This window comes from Qaidamihabitans albus (genome assembly GCF_016464705.1).
Classification (GTDB): Bacteria; Actinomycetota; Actinomycetes; order Mycobacteriales; family Pseudonocardiaceae; genus Qaidamihabitans; species Qaidamihabitans albus.
Window position 1 is genome coordinate 160,434 of sequence record NZ_JAEHOB010000011.1, and the last position, 18,972, is coordinate 179,405.

Below are 18,972 nucleotides of genomic sequence, written 5' to 3' on the forward strand. Positions count from 1 at the left end.
ACCTGAGCACGACGACGCAGGAGGTCCCCTTGATCTTCTCGGCGATTCCAGGTTCCCAGGGTCTGTACGACCCCGGTCATGAGCAGGATTCCTGTGGCGTGGCGATGGTCGCCAACATTCACGGGTCCCGCTCCCACAGCATCGTCACCGACGGGCTCACCGCGCTGACGAACCTGGACCACCGTGGCGCCGCGGGCGCCGAACCCACCAGCGGCGACGGCGCCGGCATCATGCTGCAACTGCCCGACGAACTGCTGCGGGCGGAGGCGGGCTGCCCCCTGCCGGGGCCCGACTCCTTCGGGCGGCACCACTACGCCGCCGGCGTCGCGTTCCTGCCCGGCGACTCCGAGCAGCGCACCAAGGCGATCGGGCTGGTGGAGCGCATCGCGGACGAGGAAGGGCTCGACGTGCTCGGCTGGCGGGCCGTGCCGACCGACCCCGACGGCGCCGGAATCGGACCGACCGCCCGCTCGGTGATGCCGCACTTCGAGATGCTGTTCGTCGCCGCGCGGCCGGATGCCGACGGCGAGCGACCGAGTGGTCTCGAACTCGACCGGCTGGCGTTCTGCCTGCGCAAGCGCGCCGAGCGGGAGACCGAGGTCGCGGGCTGCGGCACGTACTTTCCTTCGCTGTCCTCGCGGACGATGGTCTACAAGGGCATGCTCACGCCGGTGCAGCTTCCGCTGTTCTTCCCCGACCTGGCCGACGAACGGCTGGTCAGCGGGATCGCGCTGGTGCACAGCAGGTTCTCCACGAACACCTTCCCTTCCTGGCCGCTGGCGCACCCGTTCCGGTTCGTCGCGCACAACGGCGAGATCAACACGGTGCGCGGAAACCGTAACCGGATGCGCGCCAGGGAGGCGCTGCTCGAGTCCGACCTGATCCCCGGCGACCTCAGCCGGCTCTACCCGGTGTGCTCGCCGGATGCCTCCGACTCGGCGTCGTTCGACGAGGTGCTCGAACTGCTGCATCTCGGTGGGCGCAGCCTGCCGCACGCGGTGCTGATGATGATCCCGGAGGCGTGGGAGAACCACGCGACCATGGACGAGGCGCGCCGCGCGTTCTACCAGTTCCACGCGAGCCTGATGGAACCGTGGGACGGCCCCGCGTGCGTCACCTTCACCGACGGCACGCTGGTCGGTGCCGTCCTGGACCGCAACGGGCTGCGGCCCGCGCGCTGGTGGCAGACCGCCGACGACCGGGTGATGCTCGCCAGCGAGGCGGGCGTGCTCGACGTGCCGCCGGGCGAGGTCGTCGCCAAGGGCAGGCTGAAGCCGGGCCGGATGTTCCTGGTGGACACCGAGGCGGGCCGGATCGTCAACGACGACGAGATCAAGGCCGGCCTCGCAGGCGAGGCGCCGTACGAGGAATGGCTGCACGCCGGGCTGCTCACGTTCTCCGAGTTGCCGGACCGCGACCACGTCACCCAGAGCCACGCTTCGGTGCTGCGCCGCCAGCTCGCCTTCGGCTACACCGAGGAGGAGCTGAAGATCCTGCTCGGCCCGATGGCCTCGGCCGGCGCCGAGCCGATCGGTTCCATGGGCACCGACACCCCGCCCGCGGTGCTGTCGCAGCGGTCCCGGTCGTTGTACGACTACTTCAAGCAGGGCTTCGCGCAGGTGACCAACCCGCCGCTGGACGCCATCCGCGAGGAACTCGTCACCTCGATGAGCCGGATCATGGGCCCTGAGCGGAACCTGCTGGACCCGGGGCCCGCCTCGTGCAGGCACATCCAGCTGCCCTCCCCGGTGCTCGACAACGACGAGCTGGCCAAGCTCATCCACATCAACGACGACGGCGACCTGCCCGGCTTCGCGTGTACCGTCCTTTCCGGACTGTATGAAGTGGACGGTGGTGGGAAGGCGCTGGCGAGCGCCGTCGAGCGCGTGCGGCGGGAGGCGTCCGAGGCGATCGCCGCCGGTGCGCGCACCCTGGTGCTCTCCGACCGCGACTCCGACCACCGGATGGCGCCGATCCCCTCGCTGTTGCTGGTTTCCGCGGTGCACCACCATCTCGTGCGCACCAAGGAACGGCTGCGGGTGGCGCTGGTCGTGGAGACCGGTGACGCGCGCGAGGTGCACCATGTCGCGCTGCTGCTCGGCTACGGCGCCGCCGCGGTGAACCCGTACCTGGCCTTCGACACGATCGAAGACATGGTGGCCCACGGTGCCATCACCGGTGTGGAGGCCGACAAGGCGGTCCGCAACTACGTCAACGCACTCGTCAAGGGCGTGCTGAAGATCATGTCGAAGATGGGCATCTCCACGGTCGGCGCCTACACCGCCGCGCAGGTCTTCGAGTCGTTCGGACTGTCGCAGGAGGTGCTCGACGAGTACTTCACCGGGACCACGTCGAAGCTCGGCGGTGTCGGTCTCGACGTGCTCGCCGAGGAGGTCGCGGTCCGGCACCGGCGCGCGTACCCGGAGAACCCGACGGAGCGGGTGCACCGCGGGCTGGAGACCGGCGGCGAGTACGCCTACCGCCGCGAGGGCGAGCTGCACCTGTTCACGCCGGAGACCGTCTTCCTGTTGCAGCATGCCAGCAGGACGCGCCGCGAGGAGGCCTACCGGGCCTACACCGACGAGGTGAACCGGCTCAACCGCGAGGGCGGCGCGCTGCGCGGGATGTTCTCCTTCCGCACGGAGGGCCGGACACCGGTTCCGGTCGACGAGGTCGAGTCCGTGGACTCGATCTGCAAGCGGTTCAACACCGGTGGCATGTCCTACGGCGCGATCTCGATGGAGGCGCACCAGACGCTGGCGATCGCGATGAACCGGATCGGGGGCCGGTCCAACTGCGGCGAGGGTGGCGAGGATCCGGAGCGGCTCTACGACCCGGAGCGCCGGTCCGCGGTGAAGCAGGTCGCGAGTGGACGGTTCGGTGTGACGAGCGAGTACCTCGTCAACGGCGAGGACATCCAGATCAAGATGGCGCAGGGCGCCAAGCCCGGTGAGGGCGGCCAGCTTCCGCCGAACAAGGTCTATCCGTGGATCGCGCGGACCCGGCATTCCACGCCGGGCGTGGGGCTGATCTCCCCGCCGCCGCACCACGACATCTACTCGATCGAGGACCTGGCACAGCTGATCCACGACCTGAAGAACGCCAACGAGCGGGCCAGGGTGCACGTCAAGCTGGTCAGCTCGCTCGGCGTCGGCACCGTCGCGGCGGGCGTTTCCAAGGCGCACGCCGACGTGGTCCTGATCTCCGGGCACGACGGCGGCACCGGTGCCGCGCCGATGAACTCGCTCAAGCACGCGGGCACGCCGTGGGAGATCGGGCTGGCCGAGACGCAGCAGACGTTGCTGCTCAACGGTCTGCGGGACCGGATCACCGTGCAGGCCGACGGCGGGTTCAAGACCGGCAGGGACGTGGTGGTCGCCGCGCTGCTCGGCGCGGAGGAGTACGGCTTCGCCACGGCGCCGCTGGTGGTGGCGGGCTGCATCATGATGCGGGTGTGCCACCTGGACACCTGCCCGGTGGGGGTGGCGACGCAGAATCCGGACCTGCGCAAGCGCTACACCGGGCAGGCCGAGCACGTCGTCAACTACTTCCGTTTCGTTGCACAGGAGATCCGGGAGTATCTGGCCCAGCTGGGTTTCCGCTCGCTNGGCGACGCAGAATCCGGACCTGCGCAAGCGCTACACCGGGCAGGCCGAGCACGTCGTCAACTACTTCCGTTTCGTTGCACAGGAGATCCGGGAGTATCTGGCCCAGCTGGGTTTCCGCTCGCTGGACGAGGCGATCGGCCGCGCCGACGTGCTCGACGTCGACGAGGCGGTCGAACACTGGAAGGCGCGCGGCCTCGACCTGGCGCCGGTCTTCGCGATGCCGGCCGAGACGCCGTACGGCGGGGCGCGGCGCAAGGTGCGGGAGCAGGACCACGGCCTGGAACATGCACTCGACCGCACCCTGATCCAGCTCGCCGAGGCGGCGCTGGAGGATGCGCACCGGGTGAACATCGAGCTTCCGGTACGCAACGTGAACCGCACGGTCGGGACACTGCTCGGTTCGGAGATCACCCGCCGCTACGGCAGCGCGGGTCTGCCGGACGACACGATCCGGGTCCTGCTGACCGGCTCGGCCGGCCAGTCGCTCGGTGCGTTCCTGCCGCCCGGCGTGACGCTGGACCTGGTGGGCGACGCCAACGACTACGTCGGCAAGGGACTCTCCGGTGGGCGGGTCATCGTGCGCCCGCACCCCGACGCGCCCTTCGCCGCCGAGGGTCAGGTGATCGCGGGGAACACGATCGCCTACGGCGCGACGAGCGGTGAGTTGTTCGTCCGTGGCCAGGTGGGCGAGCGGTTCTGTGTCCGCAACTCCGGGGTGATCGCCGTGGCGGAGGGTGTGGGCGACCACGCCTTCGAGTACATGACCGGCGGCCGGGTGGTGGTGCTCGGGCCGACCGGGCGTAACGCGGCGGCCGGCATGTCCGGCGGCATCGCCTACGTGCTCGACCTGGACCGGCGCCAGGTGAACCACGGCATGGTCGACCTGCAGGAGCCGGACGCCGAGGATCTCGCCTGGCTGAAGGAGATCGTGCGGCAGCATCACGACCTGACCCGGTCGGCGGTGGCGGCGTCGCTGCTCGCGGACTGGCCGCGCCGTTCGGCGGGTTTCACGAAGGTGATGCCGCGCGACTACCAGCGGGCGCTGGAGGCCGCGCGTGCCGCGCGGGCGGCCGGGCGGGACATCGACGAGGCGATCATGGAGGCGGCTCGTGGCTGACAATGGCGGAGCTTGCGGAGCGGTGGCCACGGCCGCCGACCGGGTTGCGGGTGTCCCGCACGGCGCTGGGGCGGCTCGTGGCTGACCCGACCGGTTTCCTGAAATACGACCGGGCGGAGCCGCCGAAGCGGCCCCGTGACGAGCGCGTGCACGACTGGCGCGAGGTCTACGCCGATGTCGGCCAGGCCGAGCGCAACGACGAGGTCCGCACGCAGGCGAGCCGGTGCATGGACTGCGGCATCCCGTTCTGCCACTCCGGTACGGCAGGCTGCCCGCTCGGCAACCTCATCCCGGAGTGGAACGACCTCGTCCGGTGGGGTGACTGGGAGGAGGCCAGCGAGCGGCTCCACGCGACCAACAACTTCCCCGAGTTCACCGGGAAGCTGTGTCCCGCGCCGTGCGAGGCGGGCTGCGTGCTGTCGATCTCGCCGGAGTCCGGCGGCCCGGTGGCGATCAAGCGCGTCGAGGAGACCATCGCCGCGCAGGCGTGGGAGTCCGGCTACGTGCGGCCTGAGGCCGCGACGGTGGCCACGGGGCAGCGGGTGGCGGTCGTCGGCTCCGGTCCCGCGGGGCTCGGGGCGGCGCAGCAGCTCACCAGGGCCGGCCACGAGGTGACCGTGTTCGAGCGCGACGACCGGCTCGGCGGGCTGCTGCGCTACGGCATCCCCGAGTTCAAGATGGAGAAGAAGGTGCTCGACCGCAGGCTCGCGCAGTTGCGGAAGGAGGGCACCGCGTTCGTGACCGGCTGCGAGGTCGGCGTGGACGTCACGGTGGAGGAGCTGCGGGAGCGCTTCGATGCCGTGGTGCTGGCCGTCGGCGCGCTGCGCGGCCGCGATGACACCACGACTCCCGGCAGGCGGCTGGAAGGCGTGCACCTGGCGATGGACTACCTGGTGCCGGCGAACAGGTACTGCGAGGGTGACGGCCCACCGGCGATCGACGGCGAGGGCAAGCACGTCGTCATCATCGGTGGTGGCGACACCGGCGCGGACTGCTACGGCACCGCGACCCGGCAGGGCGCGCTGTCGGTGACGCAGCTCGACCAGTACCCGCAGCCGCCGTCCACACGCGACGACGACCGGTCGCCGTGGCCGACCTGGCCGTACATCCTGCGCAGCTACCCGGTGCACGAGGAGACGGGCGAGCGGCGGTTCGCGGTCGCGGTGAAGCGCTTCATCGGGGACGAGCACGGCCGGTTGCGCGCCATCGAGCTGCACAAGGTGCGGGTGGAGAAGGACCCGGAGACGGGCCGCCGGGAGGTGGTGCCGACGAGCGAGGAGATCGAGGAGCTGCCCGCGGACCTGGTGCTCCTGGCGATCGGCTTCGAGGGCGTCGAGCGCATGCGGCTGCTCGACGACCTCGGCCTGAAGCTGACCGGGCGCGGCACCATCTCGTGTGGCTCGGACTGGCAGACGGAGGCCCCCGGGGTCTTCGTGTGCGGTGACGCACACCGCGGCGCCTCGCTGGTGGTGTGGGCGATCGCGGAGGGCCGTTCGGTGGCGCACGCGGTCGATGCCTACCTCACCGGCGCCTCCGACCTCCCTTCGCCGGTGCACCCCACGGCGCTGCCGCTCGCCGTCGTCTAGCGCGTGTCCGCGCGCCCGGCACGCGTGTCGGCCCTCCGTGCGCACGCGTCCGCGCCCTGCGACGCGGACGCGTGTACACGGCGCGCGGACGCGGGGAGCGGGCTCCCGAAGGTGGCCCTCCTGGCCGGGCCCGGCGGGTTCGTATGCTGGTTGCCGTGAACTGGACTGTGGACGTCCCCATCGATGCCCTTCCCGAGCTGCCGCCGCTGCCCGCCGACCTGCGTGCCCGGCTCGACGACGCGCTGACCCGCCCGGCCGCCCAGCAGCCGGAGTGGCCCGACCCCGAGGTGACCAGGCGGGTACGGGGCGTGCTGGAGAGCGTCCCGCCGATCACCGTGCCCGCCGAGATCGACCGGCTGCGCAAGCGGCTGGCGATGGTGGCCCGCGGCGAGGCGTTCCTGCTGCAGGGTGGGGACTGCGCGGAGACCTTCGAGTCCAACACCGAGCCGCACATCAGGGCGAACCTGCGCACGCTGCTGCAGATGGCGGTCGTGCTCACCTACGGTGCCAGCCTGCCGGTGGTGAAGGTCTCGCGCATCGCGGGGCAGTACGCCAAGCCACGGTCCAGCACCACCGACGCGCTCGGCCTGCCGGTGTATCGCGGTGACATCGTCAACTCGCTGGCCGCCGAGCCGGAGCTGCGGGTGCCGGATCCGGCCCGGATGATCCGCGCCTACGCCAACTCCGGCGCCGCCATGAACCTGGTCCGCGCGCTCACCGGTGCCGGGATGGCCGATCTCGCCCAGGTGCACGACTGGAACAAGGACTTCGTGCTGAACTCGCCCGCGGGCGAGCGTTACGAGGCGCTGGCCTCCGAGATCGACCGCGGGCTGCGGTTCATGTCGGCCTGCGGGGTCACCGACACCTCGCTGCACTCGACGGAGATCTTCGCCAGCCACGAGGCGCTGCTGCTCGACTACGAGCGGGCGATGTTGCGGCTGGACGAGCCCGGCGCGGACAACCCGAACCTCTACAACCTGTCCTCGCACTTCCTGTGGATCGGGGAGCGCACGCGGCAGCTCGACGGCGCCCACATCGCGTTCGCCGAGCTGCTGGCGAACCCGATCGGGCTCAAGATCGGCCCGACGATCACGCCCGAGCAGGCCGTGGAGTACGTGGAACGGCTCGACCCGCACCACGAGCCCGGCCGGCTCACGATCATCTCCCGGATGGGCAACGGCAAGGTCCGGGAGGTCCTGCCCGCTATCGTGGAGAAGGTGGAGAGCTCGGGGCACAAGGTGATCTGGCAGTGCGACCCGATGCACGGCAACACCCACGAGTCGTCCAACGGCTACAAGACCCGGCACTTCGACCGGGTGGTGGACGAGGTGCAGGGCTTCTTCGAGGTGCACCGCAAGCTCGGCAGCTACCCCGGCGGCATCCACGTGGAGCTGACCGGCGAGGACGTCACCGAGTGCCTCGGCGGCGCCCAGGACATCTCGGATCTGGACCTCACCGGCCGGTACGAGACCGCGTGCGACCCGCGGCTCAACACCCAGCAGTCGCTTGAGCTGGCGTTCCTCGTCGCCGAGATGTTGCGTGCCTGACCCTCGTGAGTGCGAACGCGAGTTCCAACTCGCCTGGTCACTCACGACCGTCGTGAGTGGCTACACGAGTTCTAACTCCGCTGCGCACTCAAGAGCAGGGCGGCCAATGACTTGGTGACCGCATCGGAGAGCGATCCGATGTCGGGCACCGCCTCGCCGTTGGCCTGCAGGCCAACGTGCAGCGAGCCGCGGTAGCTCGACACCGCGATGCCAACCGCCTGGTGCGCGGCCAGTGGCACGAACGGGTACACCTCGCCAAGCCGCGCGCCGCCGAAGGACATCGGGACGCCCGGCAGTGGCACGTTCGTCACGACGGTGTCGAACAGCAGCGTCGCGGCCCGGCCCGCGGCCTTCGTGGCCAGCCGGTGCACCCCGCTCGGCACGCGATTGGCCAGGATGGGCAGGGCCCCCGGGCCGCGCGCGGGCCCGGCCTTCTTGTTGCGGTCCATGCCCCGCCGCACCGAGTGCAGCCGCGCGGCCGGATCGTCCAGCTCGACGGGCAGATCGCACAGGTAGCCGGAGAGCACGTTGCCGTCTCGCCCTGCCTCGCGCCCGCGCATGCTCACCGGCACCAGCGCGCGCAGCGGCCGCGCGTCGGCCCGCCGGCCACGGTTGATCATCCATTCGCGCAGCGCGCCGGCCAGCACCGCGAGCACCACGTCGTTGTTCGTGCCGCCGAGTGACCTGCGGATCCACCGGACGTCGGCGGCGTCCATCCGGACGAAGCCGAGCCGCCTGCTGGGTGAGTTGACCGTGGCGGTCGGCGACACCGGGTACGGCCGGGCCGCCCGCAGCACCGCGCTCGCGATACCGGCGGACTGGGTGGCCTGCCCGATCGCGGCGCTCGCCCCGTGACAGAGCGCGTCGAACGGCGATCTCGTGGGCCCGGCGGCCTCGTGCCGCGTGGATGCGCGCTGGGCGGGCACCGAGACGTCGTCCAGCAGCCCGAACGCGATCTCCACGGCGCCCTGGCCGTCGGTGAGCGCGTGATGGAACTTCAGCAACAGCGCGAACTCGCCACCGGGCAGGCCGGTGACGAGCTGCATGTTCCAGAGTGGGGCACGGACGTCGAGGGGCTGGGCGATCCAGTCCGACGCGAACTCGGCGAGCGGATCGGCCTGGTAGAGGTCGGGAAGGCGGTGCACGCCGATGTGCCGGTGCACCGCGAAGCCGGGATCCTCCTCCCACTGCGCGCCGCCGAGCGGGTGCCAGCTCGACCGGACCCGCATGCGCAGCTTGGGAATCCGGGCGGCGCGGTCGGCGAGCAGTGTGGCGAGCCGTTCGGGCCGCACCGGTTCGCTCGGCCGGAAGGTCACCACGGCGCCCATGTGCATGGGCGTCGTCTCTCCTTCCAGGCAGAGGAAGGCGACGTCCAGCGCGCTGAGGGAATCCAGTGGCATCGGCGGCCTCCAGGTGCTGATTGCGTCGTCGGCGGCGATCTCCACTGCAGCAGTCAGACATGACACACGCGTGGTCGGGGTGTTACCGCCCCGCTAATCCTTCCCGGCCCCGCCTCGATGCCGAACAGCGGAGACAGGGATTCATCCGATCGAGCCGTCAGCACCCTCAGCGGACGGCTCTGGCGAACGCCTGGTACACCTCGGAGCCGAGCAGAACGAACCAGACGTCGTTCACGGTGGAGGCGGTCTCCCGGACCGACGTTACGGCGATCTCCGCCGCACTGTCGAGTGGCCACCCGTACACCCCGGCGGACACCGCGGGGAACGCGACGGTGCCCGCGCCGAGCTCGTCGGCGACGCGCAGGGACTCGCGGTAGCAGGACGCGAGCAGGTGCGAGCGGTCCTCGGACTTCGCGTACAAGGGGCCGACCGTGTGGATCACCCAGCGCGCCGGGAGGCGCCCCGCGGTGGTCGGCACCGCCTGCCCGACCGGCAGGCCGTCCGGATACGTCGTCTCGCGCAGCCTGCGACATTCGGCGAGGATGTCCGGTCCGCCGGCCCGGTGGATCGCGCCGTCGACACCGCCGCCGCCGAGCAACCTGGAGTTGGCCGCGTTGACGACCGCGTCGACCCGCTGTTCGGTGATGTCGCCCTGGACCAGCCGGATATCGGTCATGGCACGATTGTCAGGTTCACCGCGCTGCCGCGCTGCACGCGCTCGCCCGGCCCCGGATCCTGGCCGACGACGAAGCTGAAACGCCCGCGCTGGTTCTCGGTGCCCTGCGCCGAAAGGCCCGCGTCGGACAGCAGCTGCACCGCGTCCTGGAGCGGCCTGCCGATGACCGAGGGCACCTCGACCGCGTTGGAGATGTAGACGCCGACCCGGCTGCCCGCCTCGGGCGTCGCACCCGCGTCCGGCTCGGTGCGGGTCACGCTGCCCGCGGGGACGTCGGCGGCGAACTCCTCCCCGGCGTCGAAAGGTTCGAACCCGGCGTCGCTGAGCGCCTGGAACGCCTCGTCGCGGCTCTTGCCCTTGAGCGAGGGGACCGGCGTCGGCGGCGGCCCCTTGGACACCACGATCGTCACCCGGTCCCCGACGTTCGCCTCACTGCCGGGCTGCGGCGTCACCGTGACCACCGCGCCCTCCGCGACCTCGTTGCTGAACTCGTCGGCCCCCGGGTCACGTACCGGCTCCAGCTCGACATCGCGGATCGCCGCCTCGGCCTGTGCGACGGAGACGCCGGGCGAGATGTCCGGGACGACGGGCTTCCCGAGCGAGAGCACCACCCGTACCACCCCGCCGACCAGCGCGTCGGAGCCGCTGACCGGATCGGTCCTGATCACGGTGCCCGACGGCGCGGTGTTGTGCCGTTCCTGGACGAACTCCGGCACCAGCTCGACGTCGCTTATCGTCTGCTCGGCCGTTGTCCGGTCCATGCCCGTGACCTGCGGAACGGTCACCCAGCGGCCGCCCGAGAACCACCACGCCGCGGTGCCGATGGCGCCGGCGACGAGCAGCCCGACCAGCGCCAGGGCGGCGATCCGGAGGCGCCGGCGGGGTGGCCGCGCTGCGCCGGCCGGCCGGCCGTGCGGCGGGGTGGGTGGATCAGTGGGTCCGGGTGCCGCCGCAGGGGGCTCGCCCATGGCGGTGCGCGGCAGTGCCTGCGTACCGCGGGGCCCCGCAGGCGCATGCTGCACGGCGGTCACCGCCTGCATGGCGGGCACGGTCCGCTCGGCATCGGTCAGCTCGCCGATCCCGGCGGCCCCGGCGAGCACCGTGGGACCGGAACCACTGCCCGCGGCGTCTTCGGCCGGCACGGCGGGCACGGGCACGGCCGCCGGTGCGATGCCGAGCCGCGTGCGGACCTCGTCGAGCTCGGCGAGGAACTCGCCCGCGTTGGCGGGCCTGGCCTCCGGGGCCCGCCGGGTCGCGCGGAGCGCCAGCTCGTCGAGCGCGGGCGGCAGGTCACGCCTGGCCTCGCTCGGCGCGGGCACGTCGTCGTTCACGTGCCGGTACGCCACGGACAGTGCGGTGTCGCCGGTGTAGGGCACCTGGCCGGTGAGCATCTCGTAGAGCAGGATCCCGGCCGAGTAGACGTCACCGCGCTCGCTGGCCGAGCCGGTGGTCACCTGCTCGGGCGAGAGGTAGGCGACGGTGCCGAGGATGATGTTCGCGCTCGTGGTGCTCGCGCTCGCGACCGCCCGCACCAGGCCGAAGTCGCCGACCTTGACGACGCCACCCGCGGCGTTGCCGCCGCGGCCGATGAGCACGTTCTCCGGTTTGACATCGCGGTGCACCAGGCCCTCGGCGTGTGCGGCGGCCAGCGCGGACAGCACGTGCCCGGCGATGGTGAGCGCCACCGGGAGGTCCAGCGCGCCGCGCTGGTCGATCAGGTCCCGCAGGGTGCCGCCGTCGACGAGCTCGAGCACGAGGAACGCGCGGCCGCCGTCCGGGCCCGCCGAGGTGTCGAAGCCCTGGTCGTGCACGGCCACCACATGCGGATGGTGCAGCCGGGCGGCGGAGCGGGCCTCCCATTCGAACCGGTCGACGAACGAGCGGTCGTCGGCGAAGCGGGGGTCCATGATCTTGATGGCGACCGGCCGGTCCAGCCTGGTGTCGACGCCCCGGTACACCGAGGACATGCCGCCCCTGGCGAGCAGCCGGTCGACCCGGTACCGGCGGTCGAGCAGCGCGCCAACCAGACTGTGGTCCGTGCGTGTCACAGCACTCGATAGTACGGACGCGGGCCCGCTCGGTGGACCCGACCTGGCCACCGCACGGGTACCGAGAGTGTCACCGTTACGCCATTGGAGCGGTTCTGCTCGGAAACTCCCTGTTTGTGGCAAGGTGAGGGGCGTGAGTGCGATCCCAGTCGCTGACGACGTGCTTGACGCGGACGTCGCTGTGCTCCCGCTCGCGGAGGTGGCGCGTGTGCTCGGGCTGTCGGCCAACAAAGTGCGACAGATGCTGCGGGACGGTCAGCTGATCGCGGTCCGCCGAGACGGCGATCTGCACGTTCCCGCCGATTTCCTGGCCAACGGGGCGGTGATCAAGGGGCTCGGCGGCACGATCACGGTGCTGGCGGACTCCGGGTTCACCCGCACGGAGATGTTGCGGTGGCTCTTCTCCAAGGACGAGTCGCTGCCCGGTGTCACGCCCATCAACGCGCTGCGTACCAGCCACGGCACGGAGGTCAAGCGGCGCGCGCAGGCGATGGCCTTCTAGACCGCACGGCGAGGTAGGCCAGCGCGGCCAGCCCTTCGGTTCCGGCCGCCACGAGCAGGCAGCCCGGCACCGACCACGCCGCCAGCGGTCCCGCCAGGGCGGTGCCCGCCGCGAACCCGGTGATCTTCAGGCTGGTACCGGTGGTGAACACCTGCGCGCGTGCGCCCTCGGGAGCCTCCCGGTGCCGGATCGCGAACAGCGCGGTGAGCTGAGGTCCGTCGCCGAGCCCGGCGAGGGCGACCGCCGCGATGGCCGACGCGGGAGTCTGCACCAGCGCAGCGGTCAGCATTGCCGCGCCGAGTACCAGCGTGCTGGCCAGCACTGTCGCGTCCGGGCGCAGCAGCGACGGCTTGCGGGCCAGTGCGGCGTTCGCCAGCAGTGATGCTCCCGCGAGCACCGACAGCAGCAGTGCCCCGGTGCCCGCGTCGCCGAAGTGCCGCAGGCCGAGCAGCGGGCAGCACACCGTCAGCATGCCGACGCCCACGTACGACACCACCGTCGCCGTCGTGGCCCGTAACAGCGACCGGCTCGCCGCGATCGCGCGGAACCCCGCCAGCAGGCCGCGTTTCGCCCCGGCGGGCGGCCGGGCGGGCAGCCGCCACGCGACCGGCACGGCGGCGGCGACCAGTACGGCGGACCCGAGCACGGCGGCCGGGGCGCCGAGCGCCGCGGCCAGCAGGCCTGCCAGGGCGGGACCGGTGAGACTCGCGGCGCCGAAGGTCACCGCGTCAAGGCCGCTGGCTCTGGCGAACCGGGCGCCTCGCACGACCTGCGGCAGCTGAGCCGTCCAGCCCCCGGACAGCGCGGGGTTCAGCAGACCGGTCAACGCGGCCACGGCCAGCACCGGCGCCGTGGCGGCACGGCCGGTCGTCACCACGAGCACGCACAGCCCGGCCGCGTAGCCCGCGAGTGCCACGGCGAGCCACCCGCCGGGCCGTGGGCTGCGGTCGAGCAGCGCGCCGAGCGCAGGTCCGCCGAGCGCGGACGAGATCGTCAGCCCGGTCAGCAGCGCGGCGCCGGTCTCCACCGAGCCCGTCGCCGCCAGCCCCAGTACCAGCAGGGCCGGTCCGGACATCTCGTCGCCGGTACGGGCGAAGGCCGCGCCCGTGAGGTAGCGGCCCAGGCTGTAACGGTTTGTCACCCATGAGACGTTACACTGTGGGCATGTCGTATGCGAACGAATTCCTGCCCGGCCGGTCGGCGCGTGCCGCCGCGGAGCGGGCCGCCGACCTGGTGGAAGTGCTGCTGCGGGAGTCGGCGGATACAGCCGACATCGCCAGGGTGTTGCTTGCGCATGGCGAGAATGAGCCGCTCGGTCTGACCGCGGCTGACGTGCCGGAGATGCGGGAGGTCGCGGGTGCGCTGTACGACGTGTTCGCCGCGGCGACGACCGGCGCCGCGGCGGATCGGCTGAACGAGTTGCTCGCCCGGCACGCGCATCCGCCCCGGCTGACCACGCACGGTGGGGAGCATGCCTGGCACCTGCACGTCGACAGCCGGGACGACGCGCCGTGGGGCGAGTGGCTGCTGACCTCGTCCTGCCTCGCGCTGGCGGTCCTGCTTGCCGACCGGCAACGTCCACCGGGTGGGGTGTGCGCCTCCCCGGCGTGCCGCAGGCCGTTCGCCGATGCCGGCGGTGGAAGCCCGCGCCGCTACTGCTCGACCCGGTGTGCGACCCGGGAACGCGTGGCCGCGCACCGCCGGGCGCGGCCACGGTGAACGGCCGCCCCACGGAGGTGCCGTGGGGCGGCCGTTCGATCGGAACGCGGCCGGTCAGCCGGAGTGCGGGCAGGTGTCCCGGTACTCGGAGATCGTCCGGTCGTCGGGTGCGGGGCAGAGGAACTGCTCGTAGCGGGTGTCGTTGTCGATGAACCGCTTGAGCCACGAGATGCTGTACTTGGCGATCGTCGTGTTCGACGTGTTCGGCGCGAAGTGCGAGGCGCCGTCCAGCTCCATGTAGGCCTTGTCCAGGCTGCGAGGCAGGCTCTCGTAGAACGGCTCCGAGTGCGAGCGCACCGACGCGACGCTGTCGTTCTCCGCGCCGATGATGAACGTCGGCACCTGGACCTCGGACCAGGTCTTGTCCATGTTCCAGGCGGTGAGCGGGATCGCGGCCTGCAGCGACGGCCGGTCCGAGGCCGCCTCGAGTGCGCCGCCACCACCCATCGAGTGGCCCATCACGCCGAGCCTGCTGGGGTCGATCCGGTCGCGGACGGAGCTCCGCTGCACCAGGTAGTCCAGCGCGGCCAGCAGCTGGTCACCCCGGCTCGACGGCTGGTCGAAACGGCTGTTGGTGTCGATGGTGAACACCACGAACCCCTGCGAGGCGAGCCGCGGGCCGTACCAGCTCATGGTGGACTGGCTGGCGGTGTAGCCCGGCGCGATGGCCACCGCGCCGAACGTGCCCTCGCTGGTGGTGGTGGGGTAGTAGATCGTGCCGCCGCCGAAGCCCGAGACGAAGCCGGACACCGACGTCTGCGCGACGGAGAACGATCCGCGAGAGGCCTCGATGCTGCGCTCGGTCGGGTCGGGGCCGCGCTCGTAGGGGTTCTCCTGCGCCACCGCCGCCGGCGCGCCGGCGGCGCCGCCGATCAGCGCCAGCGCCGCGGCGAACGTGCCGAGCACGTGTCTGACCCGGTGACGGGGAGCGTTGTCAGGTGGGGAGTTGCGGGGAGTCACGTCGTTGTACTCCTGTTCGTCGGGGGCGCCGGCCGGACACTGCCGGACGGCATCCGTTCGCTCACGGACGGTCACTGATTGTTGCTGTGACCCTGCCCCCGCGCATCGGTGAAATCGCCGGTTTCCGCCCGCTTACCGGAACAACTTGGCGAGCTCTACCCGCGACCGGATGTCCAGCTTGGCGAAGATGTTGCGCAGGTGGTGGTCGACCGTGCGGGGGCTGATGAACAGCTGCGCGGCCACCTCGCGGTTCGTGGCCCCGTCGGCGACGAGCGCCGCGATCTGGAGCTGCCGCGGGGCCAGTTCGCCGGTCGCGCCGCGGGACATGCCGCGCACCGGGTGCCCGCAGGCCCGCAGCTCCTGTTGCGCTCGCCGGACCCAGTGCCGCGCGTCCATGTCCTCGAAGATCTGCACCGCCTCGCGCAGCAGGTCCTGTGCCTCCCGGTGCTTGCGCTCGCGCCGCAGGCGGTTCGCGTACAGCAGCTCCGTGCTCGCCAGGTCGTAGGCGGCGCCCGCCGAGCGATGGAGCCGGATCGCCTCGGCGAAATGCTCTCCCGCGGCGCCCTTCTCCTCGGCCAGCAGCCCCTGGCAACGATGCGCGAGGGCCCTGCGCGCCTCGCCTCCGGTGGCGTTCGCCCAGCGTTCGAACGTGTCGAGCGCGCGGACCGCCTGCTCCCGCTCGCCGCACCGGACCGCCGCCTCGACGAAGTGGGGAACGGCCAGCACGCGCACCGTGGAGTACCGGCTCGCCCGGCTGCCGGCGATCCGGCGGAACCGGCCGAAGGCCTCGGCGGGCCGGTCGTCGGCGAGGTCGGCACAGGCCGCCGCCCAGGTGGCGAACGCGCCGGGCCTGCCGAGCCCTCGCTCCGCGAGCCCGGACGCCGCGGCGTCGAGCCGCAGCATGGCGGTCTCTCCGTCGCCCTGCAGCGCCGCGTGCATCCCGAGGATCGTGAGGTGATCGACCACGCAGTTGGACTGCCCAAGCGACTCCGCGAGGCGCAGACCTTCCAGCGAGCTGCTCAGCGCCGCCTCGTGCTGATCGGTGAGCAGGGCGGCGACCGAAGCGTAGATCAGCGCCCACGGCACCCGGGCGGGGTTGCCCTGCGCACGGGCGCGCACCACGGCCTGCAACGCGAGTTCCCGGGCGGCCTGGGCGTCGCCGAGCGTGTAGGCGGCCTGGCTGGCGAGGATCTTGGCCGTCGGGTCGCCCGCCGAGTCGGCGAGAGCCACCACCCGGCGCAGCGGCGCGGCCGCCTCCCAGTGCCTGCCGCTGAACGTGGCACCCATCGCGGCGAAATGATCGAGCACCAGCCGGGTCGTGGGCTGCTCGTCGACGCTGCGCAGGCGGGCCGCGTCACCGGCCATCACGCAGTAGCGCGAGTCGTCTCCGGCGACGAGGGTGGCCTCGCCCGCGAGCATCAGTGTGGTGATCGCGACGCCCCGGTGCGTGTGCGCGAACCGCCGCGCGGTGTCGAGGAGGTCGACGGCCGCGACGGACGGACGGCCGCGGCGCAGCTCGATCTCCCCGTTCAGTATCCCGGCGAGACCCGCGAGGCCACCCCGGGCCAGCGGCGCCGCGGTACGCAGGTTCGATCGCGCTCGGCGCGGCTCACCGGCGATCCAGTGGTCAGCCGCGGCCGAGACCAGGCGCAGGGCCCGGTCGTCGCCCGCCGGCGAAAGGGCGGCGGCGCGCTCGCTCGCGGCGGCGGCCTCCGGATAGCTGTGCGCCCGCCGTGCCGTCGCGGCCAGCCGGTCCAGCGCGCCGGCCAGCCTCGGACAGGGTGCCGTCGCGATCGCCGCGCGATGCCATGTCCAGCGATACTCTTCGGCGACCGGATCGGCCGCGGCGGCGAGGAGCCGATGGGCCTCTCGCAGCTCGTCGGGTGCCGCGCCGGCCCGCACGGTGCAGGGCAGCAGGTCCTCGGGCAGTCGCACGACATCGGCGGTCACGACAAGCAGTCCAGCCCGTTCGGCCTCCCCCAGCGCGGAGAGCGCGAGGCCGGACCGTTCCGCGACACGGGTCACGGTGTCCGGGCTCAGCCGCTCGTCGACCGCCGCCAGCAGGACCACGAGCCTGGCGTCGGCGGGCAACGCCGTGAGCCGCGCGCGGACGGTACGGCGCAGCCTGCTCTCCGCGGGCAGCGCCGCAGGCGGTTCCGCGCGCCCTGCCAGCTGGTCCACCGTGATCGTGGTGGCCAGCTCGGTGAGCGCCAGCGGGTTCCCGCGCGCGAGCTCAAGCACGCTGTCGGAGACGTCGCCGGGCACGTCGTTGCCGAGCCGGTCGGCGAGCAGCCGCGCCGCGGCGTCGTCGTCGAGCCTGCCGAGCCGCAACGACGGCAGCTCGGCCAGCAGATCGCCGTGCTCGAGGAGGCCGCCGCGGTCGGCGGCGAACAGCAGCGCGATCCGGGCCGGATCGGCCCTGTGAGCGGTGAACACGAGCGCCGCCAGCGACTCGGCGTCCAGGTGGTGCGCCGAGTCCACGCAGCACACCGTCGGCTTCGCGGCGGCCGCCACGGTCAGCAGCCGGTGCACGGCGGTGTGCAGGGCGAACGGTTCACACGGCGTCCGGCCGCCGAGCCCGAGAGCCCGGTGCAGCGGCTCGCGGTGCTCGGCGGAGAGCCGGGAGAGGAAGCCGCTCAGCGGGCGGAGCAGCTGATGCAGCCCGGCCAGCGGCAGCCCGGTCTCGGATTCGGTTCCGCACGCGCGCAGTACGCGGAACCGGGCCGCGGCGCGGCCTGCCGCGCCGAGCAGCGTCGTCTTGCCCACACCGGGCTGCCCGAGCACGACGAGCCCGCCGCCACGTCCCCGGGCCGCGCCGTCCAGCAACTCGGTCAGCGCGGCGAGCTCGCGCTCGCGACCTCGTACCGGATACAGCCGTGCGGGCGTGATGTCCGTTCCAGCGGCCATCCGGTCAGTGTTGCGTGTGGGCCACGCCAGGAGAAGACCCATGTTCACCCGCAGTGCAGGCTGCGGGGCGCTGAGTGTTCCGTCAGCCGTTCTGCGCGTCCCGCCAGGCGATCCACTTGCGCAGCATGCCGAGGTCGTAGTCGGGGCCGCCGACGCCGACGGTGAACAGGGTGATGCCCAGGTCGTGCAGCTTCGCCGCCGAGTCCTCCGGGTCGCTCTGCACGCCCACCGACCGCTCGATCTCCGCGGGGTCGCGGCCCACGTCGGCGCAGTGCCGGTCGAGGATCTCGATCTTGCGCGCGGCGACCTCGACGTCACCGAAGCCGTGCCAGATGTCGGCGTGCCGGGCGACCATGCGCAGGGTCTTCTTCTCCCCGCCGCCGCCGATCAGCACCGGGATCTTGCGCGTCGGCGGCGGGTTCAGCTTGGCAAGGCGGTTCTCGATCCGCGGCAGCGCATCGGCGAGGTCGGCGAGCCTGCTGCCCGCCGTGCCGAACTCGTAGCCGTACTCGACGTAGTCCCGCTCGAACCAGCCCGCACCGATCCCCAGGATCAGCCTGCCGCCGCTGATGTGGTCGACTGTGCGGGCCATGTCGGCCAGCAGGTCCGGGTTGCGGTAGCTGTTGCAGGTCACCAGCGCGCCGATCTCGACTCGCGACGTCGACTCGGCCCACGCGCCGAGCATGGTCCAGCACTCGAAGTGCTTGCCGTCGGGATCACCGTAGAGCGGGTAGAAGTGATCCCAGTTGAAGACGATGTCCACGCCGAGTTCCTCGGCCTCGGCGGCGGTGCGGCGGATTGTCGCGTAGTCGGCGTGCTGGGGCTGGAGCTGGAGTCCGATCCGGACCGGCCTGTTCGCTGTCGTCATGCTCGCAGGATAACGAGCCCGCGAGTCCCCCGCT

Annotated in this window: 11 protein-coding genes and 2 pseudogenes; 6 read left to right on the top strand and 7 right to left on the bottom strand. The window is 72.1% G+C overall.

Going from position 1 to position 18,972, the window contains the following annotated elements:
* Positions 1-29: 29 nt before the first annotated feature.
* The 4 genes and pseudogenes from gltB to JAP66_RS21290 form a co-directional block, all read left to right on the top strand.
* Positions 30-3,581: pseudogene (gene gltB, locus JAP66_RS21275) on the top strand (glutamate synthase large subunit); the annotation flags it as partial.
* Between the two features lie 28 nt (positions 3,582-3,609).
* A pseudogene (locus JAP66_RS21280) lies at positions 3,610-4,725 on the top strand (GltB/FmdC/FwdC-like GXGXG domain-containing protein); the annotation flags it as partial.
* A gap of 77 nt (positions 4,726-4,802) precedes the next feature.
* The gene (locus tag JAP66_RS21285; protein ID WP_199433629.1) at positions 4,803-6,311 is read left to right on the top strand and encodes a glutamate synthase subunit beta; all 1,509 of its coding nucleotides are present in this window, start codon (positions 4,803-4,805) and stop codon (positions 6,309-6,311) included.
* Between the two features lie 143 nt (positions 6,312-6,454).
* A complete protein-coding gene (locus tag JAP66_RS21290; protein ID WP_199433567.1) occupies positions 6,455-7,858 on the top strand; it encodes a class II 3-deoxy-7-phosphoheptulonate synthase in 1,404 nt (467 codons plus the stop codon).
* A gap of 71 nt (positions 7,859-7,929) precedes the next feature.
* Here the strand turns inward: JAP66_RS21290 and JAP66_RS21295 are convergent, their stop codons facing one another.
* From JAP66_RS21295 to JAP66_RS21305, 3 genes are all read right to left on the bottom strand, one after another.
* On the bottom strand, positions 7,930-9,258 hold the full coding sequence (locus tag JAP66_RS21295; RefSeq protein WP_199433568.1) for a wax ester/triacylglycerol synthase family O-acyltransferase: 1,329 nt from the start codon (positions 9,256-9,258) through the stop codon (positions 7,930-7,932).
* A gap of 166 nt (positions 9,259-9,424) precedes the next feature.
* Positions 9,425-9,934 (bottom strand): O-acetyl-ADP-ribose deacetylase, encoded by a 510-nt coding sequence (locus JAP66_RS21300; protein WP_199433569.1) that lies wholly within the window; start codon positions 9,932-9,934, stop codon positions 9,425-9,427.
* Positions 9,931-11,982, bottom strand: coding sequence for a Stk1 family PASTA domain-containing Ser/Thr kinase (locus JAP66_RS21305; RefSeq protein ID WP_199433570.1), 2,052 nt, complete (start codon positions 11,980-11,982; stop codon positions 9,931-9,933). Before JAP66_RS21305 ends, JAP66_RS21300 begins: the two co-directional genes overlap by 4 nt.
* 133 nt (positions 11,983-12,115) lie before the next feature.
* Between JAP66_RS21305 and JAP66_RS32260 the strand changes: the two genes are divergently transcribed.
* Positions 12,116-12,484, top strand: a complete 369-nt coding sequence (locus JAP66_RS32260; protein WP_199433571.1) for an Rv2175c family DNA-binding protein — start codon at positions 12,116-12,118, stop codon at positions 12,482-12,484.
* On the opposite strand, the gene JAP66_RS21315 is transcribed toward JAP66_RS32260, so the two are convergent.
* Positions 12,453-13,625 (bottom strand): MFS transporter, encoded by a 1,173-nt coding sequence (locus JAP66_RS21315; protein WP_199433572.1) that lies wholly within the window; start codon positions 13,623-13,625, stop codon positions 12,453-12,455. The genes JAP66_RS32260 and JAP66_RS21315 overlap by 32 nt on opposite strands.
* 23 nt (positions 13,626-13,648) lie before the next feature.
* On the opposite strand from JAP66_RS21315, the gene JAP66_RS21320 reads away from it, so the two are divergent.
* On the top strand, positions 13,649-14,203 hold the full coding sequence (locus JAP66_RS21320; RefSeq protein WP_199433573.1) for a CGNR zinc finger domain-containing protein: 555 nt from the start codon (positions 13,649-13,651) through the stop codon (positions 14,201-14,203).
* 54 nt (positions 14,204-14,257) lie between these two features.
* Here the strand turns inward: JAP66_RS21320 and bdeA are convergent, their stop codons facing one another.
* From bdeA to JAP66_RS21335, 3 genes are all read right to left on the bottom strand, one after another.
* On the bottom strand, positions 14,258-15,163 hold the full coding sequence (gene bdeA / locus JAP66_RS21325; protein WP_199433574.1) for a bis(hydroxyethyl) terephthalate hydrolase: 906 nt from the start codon (positions 15,161-15,163) through the stop codon (positions 14,258-14,260).
* Between the two features lie 132 nt (positions 15,164-15,295).
* A complete protein-coding gene (locus tag JAP66_RS21330; RefSeq protein ID WP_199433575.1) occupies positions 15,296-18,070 on the bottom strand; it encodes a helix-turn-helix transcriptional regulator in 2,775 nt (924 codons plus the stop codon).
* 82 nt (positions 18,071-18,152) lie between these two features.
* A complete protein-coding gene (locus tag JAP66_RS21335; protein ID WP_199433576.1) occupies positions 18,153-18,938 on the bottom strand; it encodes an LLM class F420-dependent oxidoreductase in 786 nt (261 codons plus the stop codon).
* Between the last annotated feature and the right edge of the window lie 34 nt (positions 18,939-18,972).

Bases quoted from the DNA above. Each gene is read 5' to 3' on its own strand.
- JAP66_RS21320 (WP_199433573.1), top strand. From the start codon at position 13,649: ATGTCGTATGCGAACGAATTCCTGCCCGGCCGGTCGGCGCGTGCCGCC.
- JAP66_RS21295 (WP_199433568.1), bottom strand. From the start codon at position 9,258: ATGCCACTGGATTCCCTCAGCGCGCTGGACGTCGCCTTCCTCTGCCTG.
- JAP66_RS21300 (WP_199433569.1), bottom strand. From the start codon at position 9,934: ATGACCGATATCCGGCTGGTCCAGGGCGACATCACCGAACAGCGGGTC.
- JAP66_RS21330 (WP_199433575.1), bottom strand. From the start codon at position 18,070: ATGGCCGCTGGAACGGACATCACGCCCGCACGGCTGTATCCGGTACGA.
- JAP66_RS21290 (WP_199433567.1), top strand. From the start codon at position 6,455: ATGCTGGTTGCCGTGAACTGGACTGTGGACGTCCCCATCGATGCCCTT.
- JAP66_RS21335 (WP_199433576.1), bottom strand. From the start codon at position 18,938: ATGACGACAGCGAACAGGCCGGTCCGGATCGGACTCCAGCTCCAGCCC.